Origin of the sequence: Streptosporangium sp. NPDC023963, assembly GCF_040639135.1 — a bacterium.
Classification (GTDB): Bacteria; Actinomycetota; Actinomycetes; order Streptosporangiales; family Streptosporangiaceae; genus Streptosporangium.
This window is the reverse complement of record NZ_JBEZZK010000017.1, coordinates 99,022-113,686: the sequence shown is the minus strand read 5'-3', so window position 1 is coordinate 113,686 and position 14,665 is coordinate 99,022. Positions and strand designations below refer to the sequence as shown.

The 14,665-nt window shown below is 74.4% G+C and carries 11 protein-coding genes and 1 pseudogene; 7 read left to right on the top strand and 5 right to left on the bottom strand.

Features of this window, described 5'->3' with window-relative positions; genetic code table 11:
- The first annotated feature begins 293 nt into the window (after positions 1-293).
- Both AB0F88_RS35795 and AB0F88_RS35790 read left to right on the top strand, forming a co-directional pair.
- Positions 294-1,523, top strand: a complete 1,230-nt coding sequence (locus tag AB0F88_RS35795) for a M20 family metallopeptidase (protein ID WP_362694771.1) — start codon at positions 294-296, stop codon at positions 1,521-1,523.
- 37 nt (positions 1,524-1,560) lie between these two features.
- Positions 1,561-2,352 carry a GNAT family N-acetyltransferase gene (locus AB0F88_RS35790; protein ID WP_362694768.1) on the top strand — a complete coding sequence of 264 codons (792 nt, stop codon included), beginning with the start codon at positions 1,561-1,563 and terminating at the stop codon, positions 2,350-2,352.
- A gap of 877 nt (positions 2,353-3,229) precedes the next feature.
- On the opposite strand, the pseudogene AB0F88_RS35785 reads toward AB0F88_RS35790, so the two are convergent.
- Positions 3,230-3,412, bottom strand: a pseudogene (locus AB0F88_RS35785) (LysR family transcriptional regulator); the annotation flags it as partial.
- A gap of 311 nt (positions 3,413-3,723) precedes the next feature.
- On the opposite strand from AB0F88_RS35785, the gene AB0F88_RS35780 reads away from it, so the two are divergent.
- The 3 genes from AB0F88_RS35780 (at position 3,724) to AB0F88_RS35770 (ending at position 7,087) form a co-directional block, all read left to right on the top strand.
- Positions 3,724-4,446, top strand: coding sequence for a HAMP domain-containing sensor histidine kinase (locus AB0F88_RS35780; protein WP_362694765.1), 723 nt, complete (start codon positions 3,724-3,726; stop codon positions 4,444-4,446).
- A gap of 94 nt (positions 4,447-4,540) precedes the next feature.
- Positions 4,541-5,824, top strand: coding sequence for a YbfB/YjiJ family MFS transporter (locus tag AB0F88_RS35775; protein WP_362694762.1), 1,284 nt, complete (start codon positions 4,541-4,543; stop codon positions 5,822-5,824).
- Positions 5,825-5,998: 174 nt separating this feature from the next.
- Positions 5,999-7,087 carry a cellulose binding domain-containing protein gene (locus AB0F88_RS35770; RefSeq protein WP_362694759.1) on the top strand — a complete coding sequence of 363 codons (1,089 nt, stop codon included), beginning with the start codon at positions 5,999-6,001 and terminating at the stop codon, positions 7,085-7,087.
- 36 nt (positions 7,088-7,123) lie between these two features.
- Here the strand turns inward: AB0F88_RS35770 and AB0F88_RS35765 are convergent, their stop codons facing one another.
- Positions 7,124-7,690, bottom strand: coding sequence for a ferritin-like domain-containing protein (locus AB0F88_RS35765; RefSeq protein WP_362694756.1), 567 nt, complete (start codon positions 7,688-7,690; stop codon positions 7,124-7,126).
- 137 nt (positions 7,691-7,827) lie between these two features.
- On the opposite strand from AB0F88_RS35765, the gene AB0F88_RS35760 reads away from it, so the two are divergent.
- Both AB0F88_RS35760 and AB0F88_RS35755 read left to right on the top strand, forming a co-directional pair.
- Positions 7,828-8,874 (top strand): YihY/virulence factor BrkB family protein, encoded by a 1,047-nt coding sequence (locus tag AB0F88_RS35760; RefSeq protein ID WP_362694753.1) that lies wholly within the window; start codon positions 7,828-7,830, stop codon positions 8,872-8,874.
- Between the two features lie 445 nt (positions 8,875-9,319).
- Positions 9,320-11,419: a tetratricopeptide repeat protein gene (locus AB0F88_RS35755; protein WP_362694750.1), complete on the top strand. Its 2,100-nt coding sequence runs from the start codon at positions 9,320-9,322 to the stop codon at positions 11,417-11,419.
- Positions 11,420-11,522: 103 nt separating this feature from the next.
- Here AB0F88_RS35755 and AB0F88_RS35750 read toward each other — a convergent pair whose 3' ends face one another.
- The 3 genes from AB0F88_RS35750 to AB0F88_RS35740 all read right to left on the bottom strand — a co-directional run bounded on the left by AB0F88_RS35750 (position 11,523) and on the right by AB0F88_RS35740 (position 14,657).
- Entirely contained in the window at positions 11,523-12,329 is an 807-nt protein-coding gene (locus AB0F88_RS35750) for a hypothetical protein (protein WP_362694747.1), read from the bottom strand.
- 223 nt (positions 12,330-12,552) lie between these two features.
- Complete coding sequence (locus AB0F88_RS35745) at positions 12,553-13,434, bottom strand: Gfo/Idh/MocA family oxidoreductase (RefSeq protein WP_362694744.1); 882 nt, start codon at positions 13,432-13,434, stop codon at positions 12,553-12,555.
- Positions 13,431-14,657, bottom strand: a complete 1,227-nt coding sequence (locus AB0F88_RS35740; RefSeq protein WP_362694741.1) for an ROK family transcriptional regulator — start codon at positions 14,655-14,657, stop codon at positions 13,431-13,433. Before AB0F88_RS35740 ends, AB0F88_RS35745 begins: the two co-directional genes overlap by 4 nt.
- Positions 14,658-14,665 lie beyond the last annotated feature (8 nt).

Below are 14,665 nucleotides of genomic sequence, written 5' to 3'. Positions count from 1 at the left end.
GGATGGGAGGCGGAGTGGACGATCTCGGCCGGGCGGGCGCGGGACGGGATGGGAGGCGGAGTGGACGATCTCGGCCGGGCGGGCGCGGGACGGGATGGGAGGCGGAGTGGACGATCTCGGCCGGGCGGGCGCGGGACGGGATGGAGGGCACGGGACGGGAGGCGTCCTTGGCCGGATGCGCGAAGAACCTGACCGATCTTCGGGAAACCAGGCGGATCCCGGCGTCCCGGCCTGTCATACGGTCGCGGTAACAACGGATCGGCGGAGAGGCGACCACGGTGAACCTGGATGTCATGCTTGAGGACCTGCGAGAGCTCGTCGTGTGCGAGTCGTTCTCCGCCGACCACCGGGCGGTGGCCCGCAGCGCGCGGGTGGTCGCCGACCAGGGGCACCGCGGGCTCGGCGCCAGGGCCGAGACGATCGTGATCGGCGGGGTCACCCACCTGCGGTGGACCTTCGGCACTCCCAGGGTGCTGCTGCTCGGCCACCACGACACCGTCTGGCCGATCGGCTCGCTCCCGGCCCGCCCCTGGTCGGTCACCGACGGGATCGCCCGGGGCCCCGGGGTGTTCGACATGAAGGCCGGGCTGGTCCAGATGTTCCACGCGCTGGCCGCGCTGCCGTCACCGGACGGGGTGTGCGTGCTGGTCACCGGGGACGAGGAGGTCGGCTCCCCGACCTCTCGCGCGCTGGTCGAGGAGTCGGCGCGCGGCTGCGCGGCCGCGTTCGTCCTGGAGGCGAGCGCCGAGGGCGGCGCACTCAAGATCGCGCGCAAGGGCACGTCGATGTACGAGGTCGTGGTGCGCGGCCGTGGCGCGCACGCGGGGCTCGACCCCGGCAGGGGCGCGAACGCCGGGGTCGAGCTGGCCCACCAGATCCTCGCCGTCACCGGCATCGCCGAGCGGGTGAACGACGGCCGGGCCGACGGCGACCGCACGGGCGACGGCCAGACGGGCGACGACCTGACGGGCGGCGGCCAGACGGACGGCCGGAGCCACGGCCACCGGACCGGCGACCGGGCGGACGACCGGACGGGGGACGGCGACCGGGAAACGCGGGGGTCCCTCGGACCGGCCACCGTCACGCCGACCGTGCTGTCGGCCGGGACCACGGCCAACACCGTGCCCGCGTTGGCCCGCCTGTCGGTGGACGTCCGCGTGCCCACCCTCGCCGCGCAGAGGCGGGTGGACGAGCTGATGCGGGCGCTCTCCCCCCGGATCGCCGGGACCCGGCTGGAGATCACCGGAGGCCCGAACCGCCCTCCCATGGAGCACGCCTCGTCGGCCGGGCTGTTCGCCCTCGCCCAGAAGGTCGCCGCCGATCTGGGGCTCGCCCCCCTCACCGGTGTCGGCGTGGGCGGGGCCTCCGACGGCAACTTCACCGCCGGGGCGGGCTGCCCCACCCTCGACGGGCTCGGCGCGGTGGGCGGCGGCGCCCACGCCGACGACGAGCACGTCGTCGTGGCCGAGATGCCCGGCCGCGCGGCACTGCTGGCGGGCCTGATCGGGGCGGTGCTCGCGTGAGCGGCGTGGCGTCACCGGCGAACCGGGGGACGCCCGGGTGAACGGCGTGGTGTTGCGCGAGTTGCGCTCCATCGAGGAGTTCGAGGACGTCTTCCGCCTGTTCGACGGCATCTGGCGCCCCGCCCCCGGCGGCGCGCCCGTCACGGTGGAGCTGATGCGGGCGCTGTCGCACGCGGGCAACTACGTGGCCGGAGCGTACGAGGGCGGCAGGCTGGTGGGCGCGTCGGTCGGGTTCCTGGGCGCTCCGGCCGGACAGGTGCTGCACTCGCATGTCACCGGCGTCCTGGCCGGGCGCGGGATCGGGTTCGCGCTGAAGCTGCACCAGCGGGCGTGGGCCCTGGAGCGCGGCCTGGAGCGGATCACCTGGACCTACGATCCGCTGGTGCGGCGCAACGCGCATTTCAACCTGGCCAAGCTGGGGGCCCGCCCTGAGGAGTACCTGCCGTCCTTCTACGGCGCGATGGGCGACGCGATCAACGCCGGGGACGAGTCCGACCGGGTGCTGGCCGTCTGGCGGCTGACCGAGCCGCACGTCCTGGCCGCCGTCCGGGGGGAACCGCACCGCCCGGTGATCCCGCCGGACGCGGTGAGCGCGCTGATCGAGGGAGACGACGGCGGCCCGGTGCGGGGACCGTCCGAGGCGGCCGGGGCGGGAACGGTGCTGGTCGCCGTGCCCCGGGACGTCGAGGCGCTGCGCCGCGCCGATCCACGGGCCGCCGGGGCGTGGCGGCCGGCCGTACGCGAGGTGCTGGGCGGCCTCCTGCGGGACGGCGCCCGCGTCACCGGCTTCCACGACAGGTCCCGCTACGTCGTGGAACGGCCTGCGTGACGTGCCCTCGGAACCGGGCCGCGAGCGCGGGGGCGCCGTGAGCGCACGCCCGGGCCGCGGACCGTCGTGAAGATCACCGGTGTCGGGTCGCGGCGGGTGCCTCTTTCTCCGCCGGGGACGGCCGGGGCCCCGGACCCGCCGGCCCCGCGGCGCGGAACGGGTCGCCGGCCGGCAGCCACGCCGCGTCGTCGTCCAGGCCGGGGCCGCCGACGTCGCGGGTCAGTGTTTCGACGGTGGCCCGCACGGCCTCGCGGGTCTCGTCGCGCCGGGAGACGAGGGCCCACGTCCAGTACGGTGCCGGGTCGACCACCGTGCGCCGGTGGAGGTCCGGCGGCACCGATGCGTTCAGGCCCTTCACCGAGTTGATGACGGGGCGGCGAAGCCGGCGTACGTGATCGAAGAAGGCCCGGCCGGCGATGCCCCCGTCGTCGACGTGCACGACGCGGGCGCCGGTGTCGCGGCCGAACGCCTCGGCGTAGCGGTTCCACGAGCCCCAGGTGGCGGTGTCGCTGTCCACCAGCACCACGGTGTCCCCGGCCTTGACGGCGGACGTCTCGGCGCCGGCGGAGACCGCGAAGAGCCGGTCCGCGCCGATCGGCCGGGCCTCGAGGCCGCGGCCGTCCAGGCCGTCGGTCTGCACCCAGCAGACGGCCAGGTCGATGCTGCCGTCGGCGACCCGGCCGGCCTGGATGTGCGACGGCATGACCCACGCGTCGACGTGCAGTTGCGCGACGCCGGACGCGCGGGCGGCCAGGTCGGGCGGCAGCCAGCTGACGTAACCGAGCTGGACCGGCTCGGTGGCGGACAGACCGGTCGCGGAACGGCGCAGCTCGTCGGCCTGTTCGAGCACCGCCCGGGCCTGGGCGAGCAGGGCCTGCCCGGAGGGGGTCATCGCGACCGAGCGGCGGTCCCGGTCGAACAGGCGCACGCCCAGATCCCGCTCCAGCCCCTTGATCTGCTGGGAGAGCGACGGGCCGGCGATGCGCAACCTGGCCGCGGCGCGGCCGAAGTGCAACTCCTCGGCCACCGCGACGAAGTAGCGCAGCTGGCGCAGCTCCATCCACGCATCATAACCCTGTGAGAGGTTTTACCTAACAGCAGGGAGCGAATCGGTCGTGGCGGGATGGCACCGGGTGGCCCACGATGGGTGCACGAAATACGGGGAAAGTCGCGATGTCAGCACGTCTGACCGGCATACCGGCCGCGCCGCCGGAGGCCGGTACGCCACTGCCGCCGGCTGAGCCGCCGCTCGACGCGCCGAGGCTCGGCGTACGGCGATCCGGCTTCCGCGAACCCTCCGAGGTGTCCGGGTCCCGCCCTGTTCGAACGAGCCGGTGATGCCAACGGCCGAAACCTGCCGAAAGAGTGAACATGAACGCAACCCAGGCGGCCCTGACCACCGAAAGGGATCGGATTCACCGCCGGTTCGCCGCCGCCGCCGCCCACGAGCTCCGCACTCCCCTCACCGGCCTCAGGGCCGAGCTCGAGGAGGCCCGGTTGCACCCCGGCCAGACCGATCTGCCCCGGCTCCTCGACGCGGCGCTTCGCGGCGTCGAGCGGCTCGAAGCGATCACCGATGACCTCCTGCTGCTCACGCGGGTCGCGGAGGCGACATACGGACGGCAGCAGCCCGTCGACCTTTCCGCCGTGGCCCGCGCCCACGTGGCCGAGACGGCCAAGACGGCCAAGACGGCCGAGGGCCCGGACATCCGGTTGCGGGCCGCGGCCCCGGTCGTCGTCGACGCGGTGCCCGCGCTCCTGGACAGGCTGGTGGCCAACCTGCTCGACAACGCCCGCCGGTGCGCCCGGCACTCGATACAGCTCCAGGTACGCCGGCACGAGAGCACGGCCGAGCTCGTCGTCGCCGACGACGGGCCCGGGATCCCCGTCTCGGACCGCGAACGCGTCTTCGAGTGCTTCTCCCGGCTCGACAGCGCCCGCTGCCGGCAACGCGGCGGTACCGGCCTCGGCCTGGCCATCGCTCGCGACATCGCCCACGCCCACAGCGGCACCCTGGACGTCGAGGACGCCGACGCCGGAGCGCGCTTCGTGCTCCGCCTCCCCCTCGCCCGGCACGCCGCCGGCCGGCCATGACCGTTCTCACGAGCCCTCATCCGCCTTCCCGCACCCCGGGAGAGGATTCCCGCCCCCCGGAAGGTTCCCGCCCCCCGGAAGGAAGGAGAGGCGCATGAACGCACCGGAGGTCACCGTGATCACCGGGACTCCCCGCCGGCCGGCCGAAAGGCGTACGCCGAGCCTCCCGCGAGAGCGCGGCACGGATGCCGGCGAGACGGTACGGGCGGACCGGCCCTGGCGGATCGTCGGGCAGGGCGCGGCGGCCCTCGCCGCGGGCATGGGCGTCGGCCGTTTCGCCTACACCCCGATCCTGCCCCTGATGCACGCCCAGGCCGGGCTGCCGGCGCGGCTGGGCGCGGAACTGGCCACCGCGAACTACATCGGATACCTTCTCGGGGCGATCGCCGCGATCGTCGCTCCCTCGCTCTTCGTCTCCCGCCGGGCGCTGCGGCTGTCGCTGACGATCCTGGTCGTCACGCCGGCCCTCATGCCGATCACCCACCTCGGCACCGTCTGGGCGCTGCTCCGGATCGTCGCCGGGGTCGCCAGCGCGCTGATCTTCGTCATCGCCGCCGACGCCGTGCTCACCGGACTGCGCGGCCACGCGCACCACCTCGCCGGATGGGCCTTCGGCGGCATCGGGGCGGGGATCGCCCTGTCGGGGATCCTGGTGGCGATCCTGCGGACCACCGGCACCTGGCAGCAGGCCTGGTGGACCACGGCCGCGCTGACGGGCGTGTTCGCCGCCCTGGCCTGGCGGCTCGAGGCCGGGCCCGCCTTGCCTCGCAGGTCGCCTGCCCCGCCCCGCTCCCGGGACGCGCCCGGACCGCGCTGGTTCGTCGCGTTGCTCGCCTCCTACACCTTCGAAGGGACCGGGTACATCATCGCCGGCACGTTCCTCGTCGCCGCGATCGACCAGACCGCGCCCGGCTGGGTCGGCAGCGGCGCCTGGATCCTGGCCGGGATCGCCGCACTGCCCTCGACGGCCCTGTGGGCATGGCTCAGCCGCATCTGGTCCCGGCCGGCGCTGCTCCTCGTCGCGCTCGTGGTGCAGGCCGTCGGCATCGCGCTGCCGGCCCTGACCGGCGGGATCGTGGCCGCGCTGGTGGCGGCGACCCTCTTCGGCGCCACGTTCCTCGGCGTCGCCACCCTCACCCTGGCCGCCGGCGCCCATCTGCGGGTCCCGCGCGCGGTCGCGATCCTCACCACCGGCTACAGCGTCGGGCAGATCCTCGGCCCCGTGATCGTGACCCCGCTTCTGCGTCACGGCTACCATTCGGCGCTGCTCGTCGGCGCCGCCCTCGTCGCGCTGGCCGCCGCCGCGGCCGGGGCGTTGCGCCACCGCTTCCCGCACCACCTCGGCCCGCTGCCCCGCCGCGTCGGCGCCGCTCGGTGACGCCCGGCGGACGGCCGGCGGACGGCCGGCGGCAACCGCGAGATCGGGGGCGGGTTGAAAGTTACACCCCCGCCGGGGGCGGTCGCGCAGGTCAGGCCCTCCCGGGTGGGCGGGTGGCTTCCGGCCTCCGCCCGGGGCGCCTAGCATCGGCCCCCACCGAGGCGGGAGCGCAAGATGCGAAGGACGGCACGCGGAGGCGGCACGATTCCGACGGTTCTGGCGGCCGCCGTGACCGCGGTCGCGACCCTGGGGCTCCTCCTGGCGGGCACCGCGGCCCCCGCTCGGGCGGCGGCCACCAGGGTCATGGCGCTCGGCGACTCCATCACCGGCTCCCCCGGGTGCTGGCGGGCCCTGCTCTGGAACCGCCTCGTGAACGCCGGCCACACCGGGATCGACTTCGTCGGCACCCTGCCGCCGCAGGGCTGCGGCGTCGCGCACGACGGGGACAACGAGGGGCACGGCGGGGCGCTGGTCACCAACGTCGCCGACCAGAACCAGCTCCCCGGCTGGCTCGCGGCGGCCAGGCCCGACATCGTGCTGATGCACTTCGGCACCAACGACGCCTGGAGCAACCGCCCGACCGCCACCATCCTGTCCGCGTACGGCAAGCTGGTGGACCAGATGCGGGCGAGCAACCCCGACACGAAGGTCCTCGTCGCCCAGATCATCCCCATGAATCCGAGCACGTGCGGTGAGTGCGCGCAGCGGGTCTCCGCGCTCAACGCGGCGATCCCCGGCTGGGCGGCGGGCAAGACCACCGCGCGGTCCCCGGTGGTCGTGGTCGACCAGTGGACGGGCTTCAGCACCGCCTACGACACCTATGACGGGGTGCATCCCAACGCGTCGGGCGACCAGAAGATCGCCGACCGGTGGTTCCCCGCGCTGGCCGCGCTGCTCGGTGCCGAACCCGATCCGACCCCGACGCCGACTCCCACGCCGACCCCGACTCCCACCCCCACGCCCGGCGTCGGCTGCACGGCGACCTACCGTATGAACAACCAATGGCCGGGCGGCTTCCAGGCCGACGTGATCGTCAAGAACGACGGCCCGGCGGCCATCACCGGCTGGAGGGTGAACTGGACGTTCACCGGGCGGCAGATCAGCCAATGGTGGAACGCGATGGTGACCCAGTCGGGAACCGCCGTCTCGGCGCGGAACGCCGCCTGGAACGGGTCCCTGGCTCCCGGCGCGAGCACCGTCTTCGGCTTCATGTCCTCCGGGACGGGCTCCCCGGTTCCCGAGGTGTCCTGCACGACCGGCTGACCGGCCGGGCCGCGCCGCGCGGCCCGCGCCCGCCGCTCAGCCCTGCCCCTGGGAGTCCCCGCCGGCCAGGGCGCCGGGAAGTCTCTCCAGCAGGCCCTTGAGATCGTCGGCGTGCTCCTCCTCCTGGGCCAGCAGGTCCTCGAAGACGCGCCTGGTGGTCACGTCGCCGTTGCCCAGCCAGTTGATGATCTCGGTGTAGGAGGCGATCGCGATCCGCTCGGCGACCAGGTCCTCCTTGACCATCTCGATCAGGTCGAGGCTGTCGTCGTACTCGGCGTGCGAGCGCGCGGCCAGCGTCTCGGGGTTGAAGTCCGGCTCGCCGCCGAGCTGGACGATGCGCTGGGCGAGACGGTCGGCGTGCTCCTGCTCCTCGGCGGCGTGCTCCAGGAACTCCGCGGCCACCAGCCCGGCGTGGAGGCCCGAGGCGGTGTAGTAGTGCCGCTTGTAGCGGAGCACGCAGACCAGCTCGGTCGCCAGGGCCTCGTTGCACACCTGGATCACCCGGGGCAGATCCGCGCCGTAGGCCGACGTGATGGGACCCTTGTCGATCTCCTGGCGCGCCCGCGCCCGAAGCTCCTTGATATCTGTGAGGAATTCAGCCATGAGCCTGCACTACCCAGAATCGGCCTCTTATCCAGTGTCGTCGGCCACAGTCGGAGGCGTTTTGTTCGTGGCGTCGTTCACGGGGTAGCGGGTCCGGCGATATGGGAACAGCGACGAAGGTCCCGCAGACGCGGACCATGAACGGCGAAGAGCTCTCCGCCGACCACGCGTGGACGACCCTGCGCAAATACGGCCGCTGGCACCTGGTCCGCGACTCCGTCGCCAGGTTCAGGTACGGCGAGGGCATGACCAACGCCAGGGCTCTGGCCTTCCAGATCTGCCTGTCGATCATCCCCGGCGCCATCGCGCTGGTCGGGCTGAGCTCGGTGATCAACCAGGAGCATCTCGGCGAGGTGCTGGAGCTGGTCCTGAGCAGGCTCGCGCCGGGGGCGGGGGTGGAGGCGGTCAAGGACGTGCTCGCCGACAGCCACCGGCAGGCGGGCCGTACCGGGGGCGCCCTCGCGCTCTGGTTCGGCCTCGTCACCGCCCTGTTCTCGCTGACCAGCGCCATGGCCCAGGTGGAGCGGGGGGCGAACCGCATCTACGGCGTCGAGCGGGACCGGCCGTTCCATCGCAAGTACGGCAGGGCCCTGGTGATGGCCCTGACGGCCGGAGCCTTCATGACCGCCGGTTTCGTGGTGATGGTCGGCGGCGGCGCCATCAGCAGGGCCCTGGCGCAGGTCTACGACTGGAACGGCGGGACCACGGAGGCGTTCAACCTGGTGCGCTGGCCGCTCGGTTTCCTCCTCGCGCTGCTGTCGACCTCGGTGCTGTTCCGCGCCGCGCCGCGCAGGAGGCAGCCCGGTCACACCTGGCTGGCGTTCGGCGCCCTGGTCTCGCTCACCCTGTGGACGGTCTTCACCCTCCTGCTGGCCTTCTACACCGAGAGCAGCGGCACCTTCGGCGCCACGTACGGACCGCTCACGGCCGTCATGGCCCTGTTGCTGTGGTCGTTCCTCAGCTCGATCGCCCTCTTCCTGGGACTGGCGTTCGCCGCGCAGATGGAGGCCGTCCGCGCCGGGCGGGCCGGCCCCGTCCACCCCGACCCGGGCCCCACGGCGGCCGAGGAACGAGAACCCGTGGTCGGCGCGGTGGGCAGGGCGACCATCGCGGTCGCCAGGACACTCGTGGAAACCGTGCGCACGCGCGGGCAGGGCTCCGGAAACGGGCGGCCCCGCCCGTAGACGACGTGCTCCTCGGCGCGACGATCACCGGTCCCGCCTCGGGCCCCGGTCGACAACGGAACGGCGGTACCGAAGGCGGCGACACCGGGACCGGACGCGTCACGCGCCGTCAGGAACGGATCGCTTCCGGCGAGCCCGGCCCGGTCCCACACACCGTGCGGCGTGATCGCGACGAGCAGGGCGACCGCGTTCACGTCGGACGTGTCCGACGCGGCGAAGGTGGTGATGACGCGGCCGAAGTAGAGGATGTTCTCCGTGCAGGAGAATCCGGCGCCGGCGAGTCCCGCGTAAGGGGCTGACCGTCGCCGAGGCGTTGCTCGATCTCTACAACCCGGCACAGCTCGACGACATCGGGACATCTGTTGCGATAGTCAACTCATCAACCCAAGGTCCGCCGAACCATAGTGAGATATATTCATGTGCGGTGATCTGAGGGGGTGGAAGGGTGTCGGCACAGGAGCGCAGGCTCGCGGCCATCGCGGCGGCGTCGGCCGATGCCTTCCGCGGCGGCGACTACCACCAGGTGAGAGCCGAGGACGTCGCGGAGCGGGTGCGGCTGCCGCGGGGCGCCGAGGGCGGCAGGGGCCGCAGCGCCGTCTGGCTGTACAACGAGGTCAGGAGCCGGCGCGTGCTGGTGGCCCTGGCCGTCAAGCACGCCTTCGACGAGTTCACCTCCGGCGACGGCGCGCCGGAGCCACCGCGCTCCCTGCTCGACGCGCAGCGCCTGGTCACGGCGGCGCTGCGCAGGGTGGCGCGCTTCCACCAGGTGGAGCGTTTCATGCTCGCCCAGGTGCGCCTGGGCATCGGCGACATCTCCACCTCGGAGAAGCGCCCGTCGGCCGGGCAGGTCCAGCCGGTGTGGGAGGTGGCGGAGGTCTACGGCGCCACGGCCGCCGCGGGGTGGGAGGGCCGTGTCACCGCGTACGCGCGGTATCTGGCGCCCAGGCTCGAGCTCGCCGCGCTGACGGTCGGCGTCCCGCCCGCGGGGTGGGCCGCGGCGAGCGCCGAGCGCCTGTCGGAGCTGGCCTTCCGGTCGATGGCCGACGATCCCGAGGGCCCGGCGGACCGCCAGGCGGCCGCACTGTGCGCGCACTGGCTCGCCCGTGACCTCTTCCCGCTGGCCGGGGAGTGGGCCGAGCGGCTGCACGCCGCCGAACATACCGCCGAGTTCACCGAGCGGGCGGGCTCCGGCGGCCGTGCCAGGGCTCGCGCCCTGGAGGTGGTCCTGCAGGTCCTGCTCGACAGCAGCCCGCTGCTGGCCCGGGCGGCGGAGGTCGGCGGGGAGCTGGCGGACCTGCTGACGGCCGACCCTCACGACCCGCGGGCCCTGTGCGACGTGACCAGCAGGCAGGGTCTGGCCCTGCTGCGCCTGGGCGACCTGGCGGGCGCGAGGTCCTGCTTCGAGCGGTCGCTGCAGGCGGCGGCCGAGCTCTCCGGCTCCGCGGACGTGACGCCGCTCAGCACCCGGGCGCGGCACAACCTCGCCGAGGTGCTGGTGGAGGCCGGCCGTCCCGCCGAGGGCCTGCGCGAGCTGCGGAAGGTGAACGAGCAGCGGGCCGAGGGCGTCCCCGCCACCGGGGTCGCCCCGGCGTGGCGGCGGTTCACGCTCACCCGGCAGGCGATGGCCAGGGCCGCCTCCCGCGCGGGCCGGACCGTCACCGGCGTGACCGTGGCGGAGGCGACGCTGGCCGACCGCGAGCAGCGCCTCGGGCCCGACAACGTCAACACCGCCTCGGCCAGGGTGACCCTCGCCGAGGCGCTGCTCGCGGCGGGCCAGCCCGCGCAGGCGCGCCACCACCTGACCGAGGCGCTCCGGCTGCGGACGCAGCACCTGCCGCCCGAGGGCTACTGGCTCCAGTACGACGCGGTGCGCCTGGCGGAGATCGAGCTGGCCTCGGGATTCCCCGCCCAGGCGGTGCGGCTGCTCACCGGGGTCACCGTCACCACGGAGTGGTTCGCGCGGCAGGTGTCGCCCCGGCTGGGCGGCGAGGCGGCGCTGGTCCGCGCCATGGCGCTCACCGCCTCGGGCGAGCCCGCCCAGGCGCTCGCCGCCCTGCGGGCGCTCCCTCCCGAGCGGCCGGTGCGGCGCGCCCAGGCCACCGCGCAGCTGGCCCTCGGCGACGCGGCCGGCGCGGCGCGGGTGCTCGCGTCCCTCGCGAAGGACGAGCGCGGCATGGACGACGACTTCCCCGGCCAGGCGGAGCGGCTGCTGCTGACCGCCCGTGCCGCGTACGCCCTCGGGCACGAGGACGAGTCGGAGACCGCGAGCGCGGCGCTCGTCGCGATGGGCGAGGACACGCTGGACGCCTCGCACCCGCTGGTCCTGGCCGGGCGGCTGGACCTCGCGCTGCGCAGGATGGGCTCGGGCGAGGTGGAGGAGGTGGCGCCCCTCCTCGCGCCGCTGCTCGACCGCCGCCCGCTGGCCCACGGCCGACCTCCCCTGAGCGAGGGGCACCCGCTGCTGGCCGCGGCGCGGTCCGTGGCCGCGCGGGTGGGCGAGCCGCCGTCGAGCACCCCGGAGGACCGCCTCTGGGAGGACGGCTGACCGCCTCGCCACGGCGGGCCGCCCATCCCGCGACCCGCCCCCGTTCCGAGGGCGCCCCGGACGTGTCGTCCCGGTGTCGTCCCAGTGTCGTCCCGGTGTCGCCTCAGGAGGCGTCCGAGGCCCCGCCGAGGTGGGTGAGCGTACTGGCCAGGTCACGCGCCGCCTTCGGCCTGAGCGGGTCGTCGTCGGGAGTGGCCTGCAGGAACAGGCCGAGGTGACCCGCCGCCCGTTCCAGGTCGGCGGCGCTGCCGCTGGCGAGTCCCCTGCTCCGCAGGAGCCCGCCCAGGGCGAACGTCGCCTGGTACGTGGCCGGGTCGCCCTCCGGCAGGTGAGGGAGCACGTTCTCGAGCAGGGCGACGGCCTCGCCGAGATCCGCGTGCCGCGTACCCGGGTGGGTGACGCGCGTGGCCAGTACCGTGCCCAGCCGGTAGCGCAGGTAGAGGGCCGACTCCCCGTCGTCGCACTCGCGCAGGGCCGCCCTGAGCCTGTCGACCGCCAGGTCCAGGTCGTAGGGCACGCCCCGGTCGGCGTGACGGCTCAGCAGCAGCTCGGCGAGGGCCTCGTGGTCGGCGGCGCTGAACCAGGCGTTCTCCTCGCGCAGGTCGTCCGCCTCGGAGAGCATGGTGATGGCGGCGTCGCGATCGGCGGGATCGCCGAATTCCTCCCACCGGACCTCGTGCACCCGTCCCACCAGGGCGAAGGACCACTGGTCGCAGTCGTGGGCGAGGAGCCAGCCCGCGTGTTCTGCCGCCTCGTCGAGATCCTTCCGGGTCGCGGCGCCCGGGGGTTCCTCGTCCGTGTACCGGCACAGGATCGCCTGGGTGAGAGCCTGGCGCCACCCGGCTTCGCGACAGGTGCCGGCCACCTCCGCCCGCAGGGCACGCAACCGCATGACCTCATCCCCAGCCATGCCGGATCTCCCTTCCGCGCCTGCATGAAAGCCTGTATGAAACTATATAAATAGAATCCTCTCATTCTTGTGGTCGGTAAAGAACCTGCTGGGGAAAGGAAACCGCCTGACCGCCGCCGGCCGCCGCTCCGGTGGCCGTGCCCGGCGGCGGCCGACGTGTGAGGGCCGGCGTGGTGACGGCCGGCGGAGCCGTGGGCGGCGCGGCGGAGCCGGCGCGACAGGGTCAGGACAGGGTCAGCGTCGCGGCCTCGATCAGCTCCTGCAGGCGCAGGCCCCGGGCCGCGTCCAGCTCGCCCGGGCGGCCCGACCGCACGGCGGCGGCGAACTCGGCGCGCAGGACGGGCCAGCACTCCTCGTGGTCGATCCCGGAGGTGTCGAAGACGAGCTCCCCCGCCGGTCCGAGCAGCTCGATCCGGGTGCGCGCCTTGGGCAGCAGGACGCTGCCCGACAGGGACGCCTGGCTGACGGCGCCGTTCTCGTGCTCGCAGGTCAGCTCCACCCAGCGGCGCGGGTCGCCGGTCGCCCGGATGGCGGTGATGGGACCGACGGCGGCGTCCAGCAGGTCCAGCAGGTGCGGGCCGAGGTCGAGCAGGGCTCCCTGTTCCAGCCGCCAGCCGGTGGCGAACTCCCCGCCGAGGAAGGCGCCGTGCAGGTAGCACGAGCGGGCACCGGTCGTCTCCAGCAGCGCGGCGCGGCGCAGGAAGTCGCGGGTGGTGGGATGGTAGCGCTTGGTCAGCACCATCTGCGAGACGACGCCCGCCTCGGCGACGGCCTCCGCCACCGCGCGCGCCGACGCGAGGTCGGGCCCCAGCGGCTTCTCCAGCAGCACGGCCTTGCCCGCCTTGGCCGCGCGCACGGCGAGTTCCGCCTGGACGGCGGGGGGCACGGCGAACGCGACGGCCTCGCACCGGTCGAACAGTTCCTCCGGCGTGCCGGCGACGATCGCCCCGTACGACTCGGCGATCTCCCGGGCGGCGGGGGCGCGGCGCGCCCAGACGGCGGAGAGGCGGGTCTCCGGGCCCGCGGCCAGCATCCGGGCGTGCATGGTGCGGGCCCAGGGGCCGGCGCCGATCAGGCCGACCTCGACGGGTGTGGTGGTGTTCACGATTCGACTCCGGCAGGTGAGCGGTGGTGCGGACGGGCCGGCGCCGTCAGGCGGGCGTCGGCCTGGTCGGGGGCGTACAGGTGCTCCACCACCATCGCGGTGGCCCCGGCGAGCGCGGCGCGGTCGCCGAGCCGGGAGGTGACGACCTGCAGGTTGCGGGTGGCCCGGGGCAGGGCACGCTGGTAGAGCAGCTCGCGTACCCCGGTGACGAAGTGGGTCTCCGCCAGGTCTCCGGCGATCATCAGCACGCCGGGGTTGAGCAGGGTGACGACGGTGACGAGCACCTCGCCGCAGCGGCGTCCGGCCTCGCGGGCCAGGCGCCCGGCGTCGGGGGAACCGGCGTCGAGGTGGGCGCGGACGTCGGCGCCGGACTGGGCGGGCACGCCGAGGGCGGCGAGCTGCCCGGCCAGGGCGCGGCCGCTGGCGACGGCGGCCAGGCAGCCGTACGAGCCGCACATGCAGCGGGCCTCCGACCGGTCGTGCAGGCGGATGTGGCCGAGGTCGCCGGCGCCGCCGTCGATGCCGCGGAAGACCTTGCCGTCGACGACGACGCCGGCGCCGATGCCGGTGGAGACCTTGACCAGGACGAACGCGGAACAGTCGGCGAACGCGTGGCGCTGCTCGCCCAGCCCCATCAGGTTGGCGTCGTTGTCGACCAGGACCGGGACGGCGGCGTCCACCCCGGCGTGCAGGGCGAGCGAGCTCTGCGTCCGCCCGGGAACCGGGTAGCCGTCCCAGCCCGGCATGATCGGCGGTCGTACGACCCGTCCCGACGAGGAGTCGACGGGCCCGGGGAGCGACAGGCCCACCCCGCAGACCGCCTCTGGAGCGGTCCCGGCCGCGGTCAGCAGGCCGGCGAACCACAGGCCGAGCCGGTCCAGGACGACCTCCGGGCCGTCCTCGATCGGCAGGGCCTCGGTGTGCTCGGCCAGGACGCCGCCCGCCAGGTCCATCACCGCTGCGCGGGCGTGGGTGACGTCCAGGTCGGCGGCGAGGACCACGGCGTGGCCGGTGTCGAACTCCAGCAGGTTGGAGGGACGCCCCCCGGTCGACTGCCCGCCGGGGACGGCGCGCAGCCAACCGGCGTCGAAGAGCTGGTCGAGCCGCTGGCCGACGGTGGAGCGGGACAGGCCGGTGACGCGCTGGAGCTCACCCCGGGTGCGCGCCTGCCCGGTGCGGATCAGTTCCAGGAGGTGGCCTGCGGTGCTCCAGGGCGTTGCCATCCGGTGTG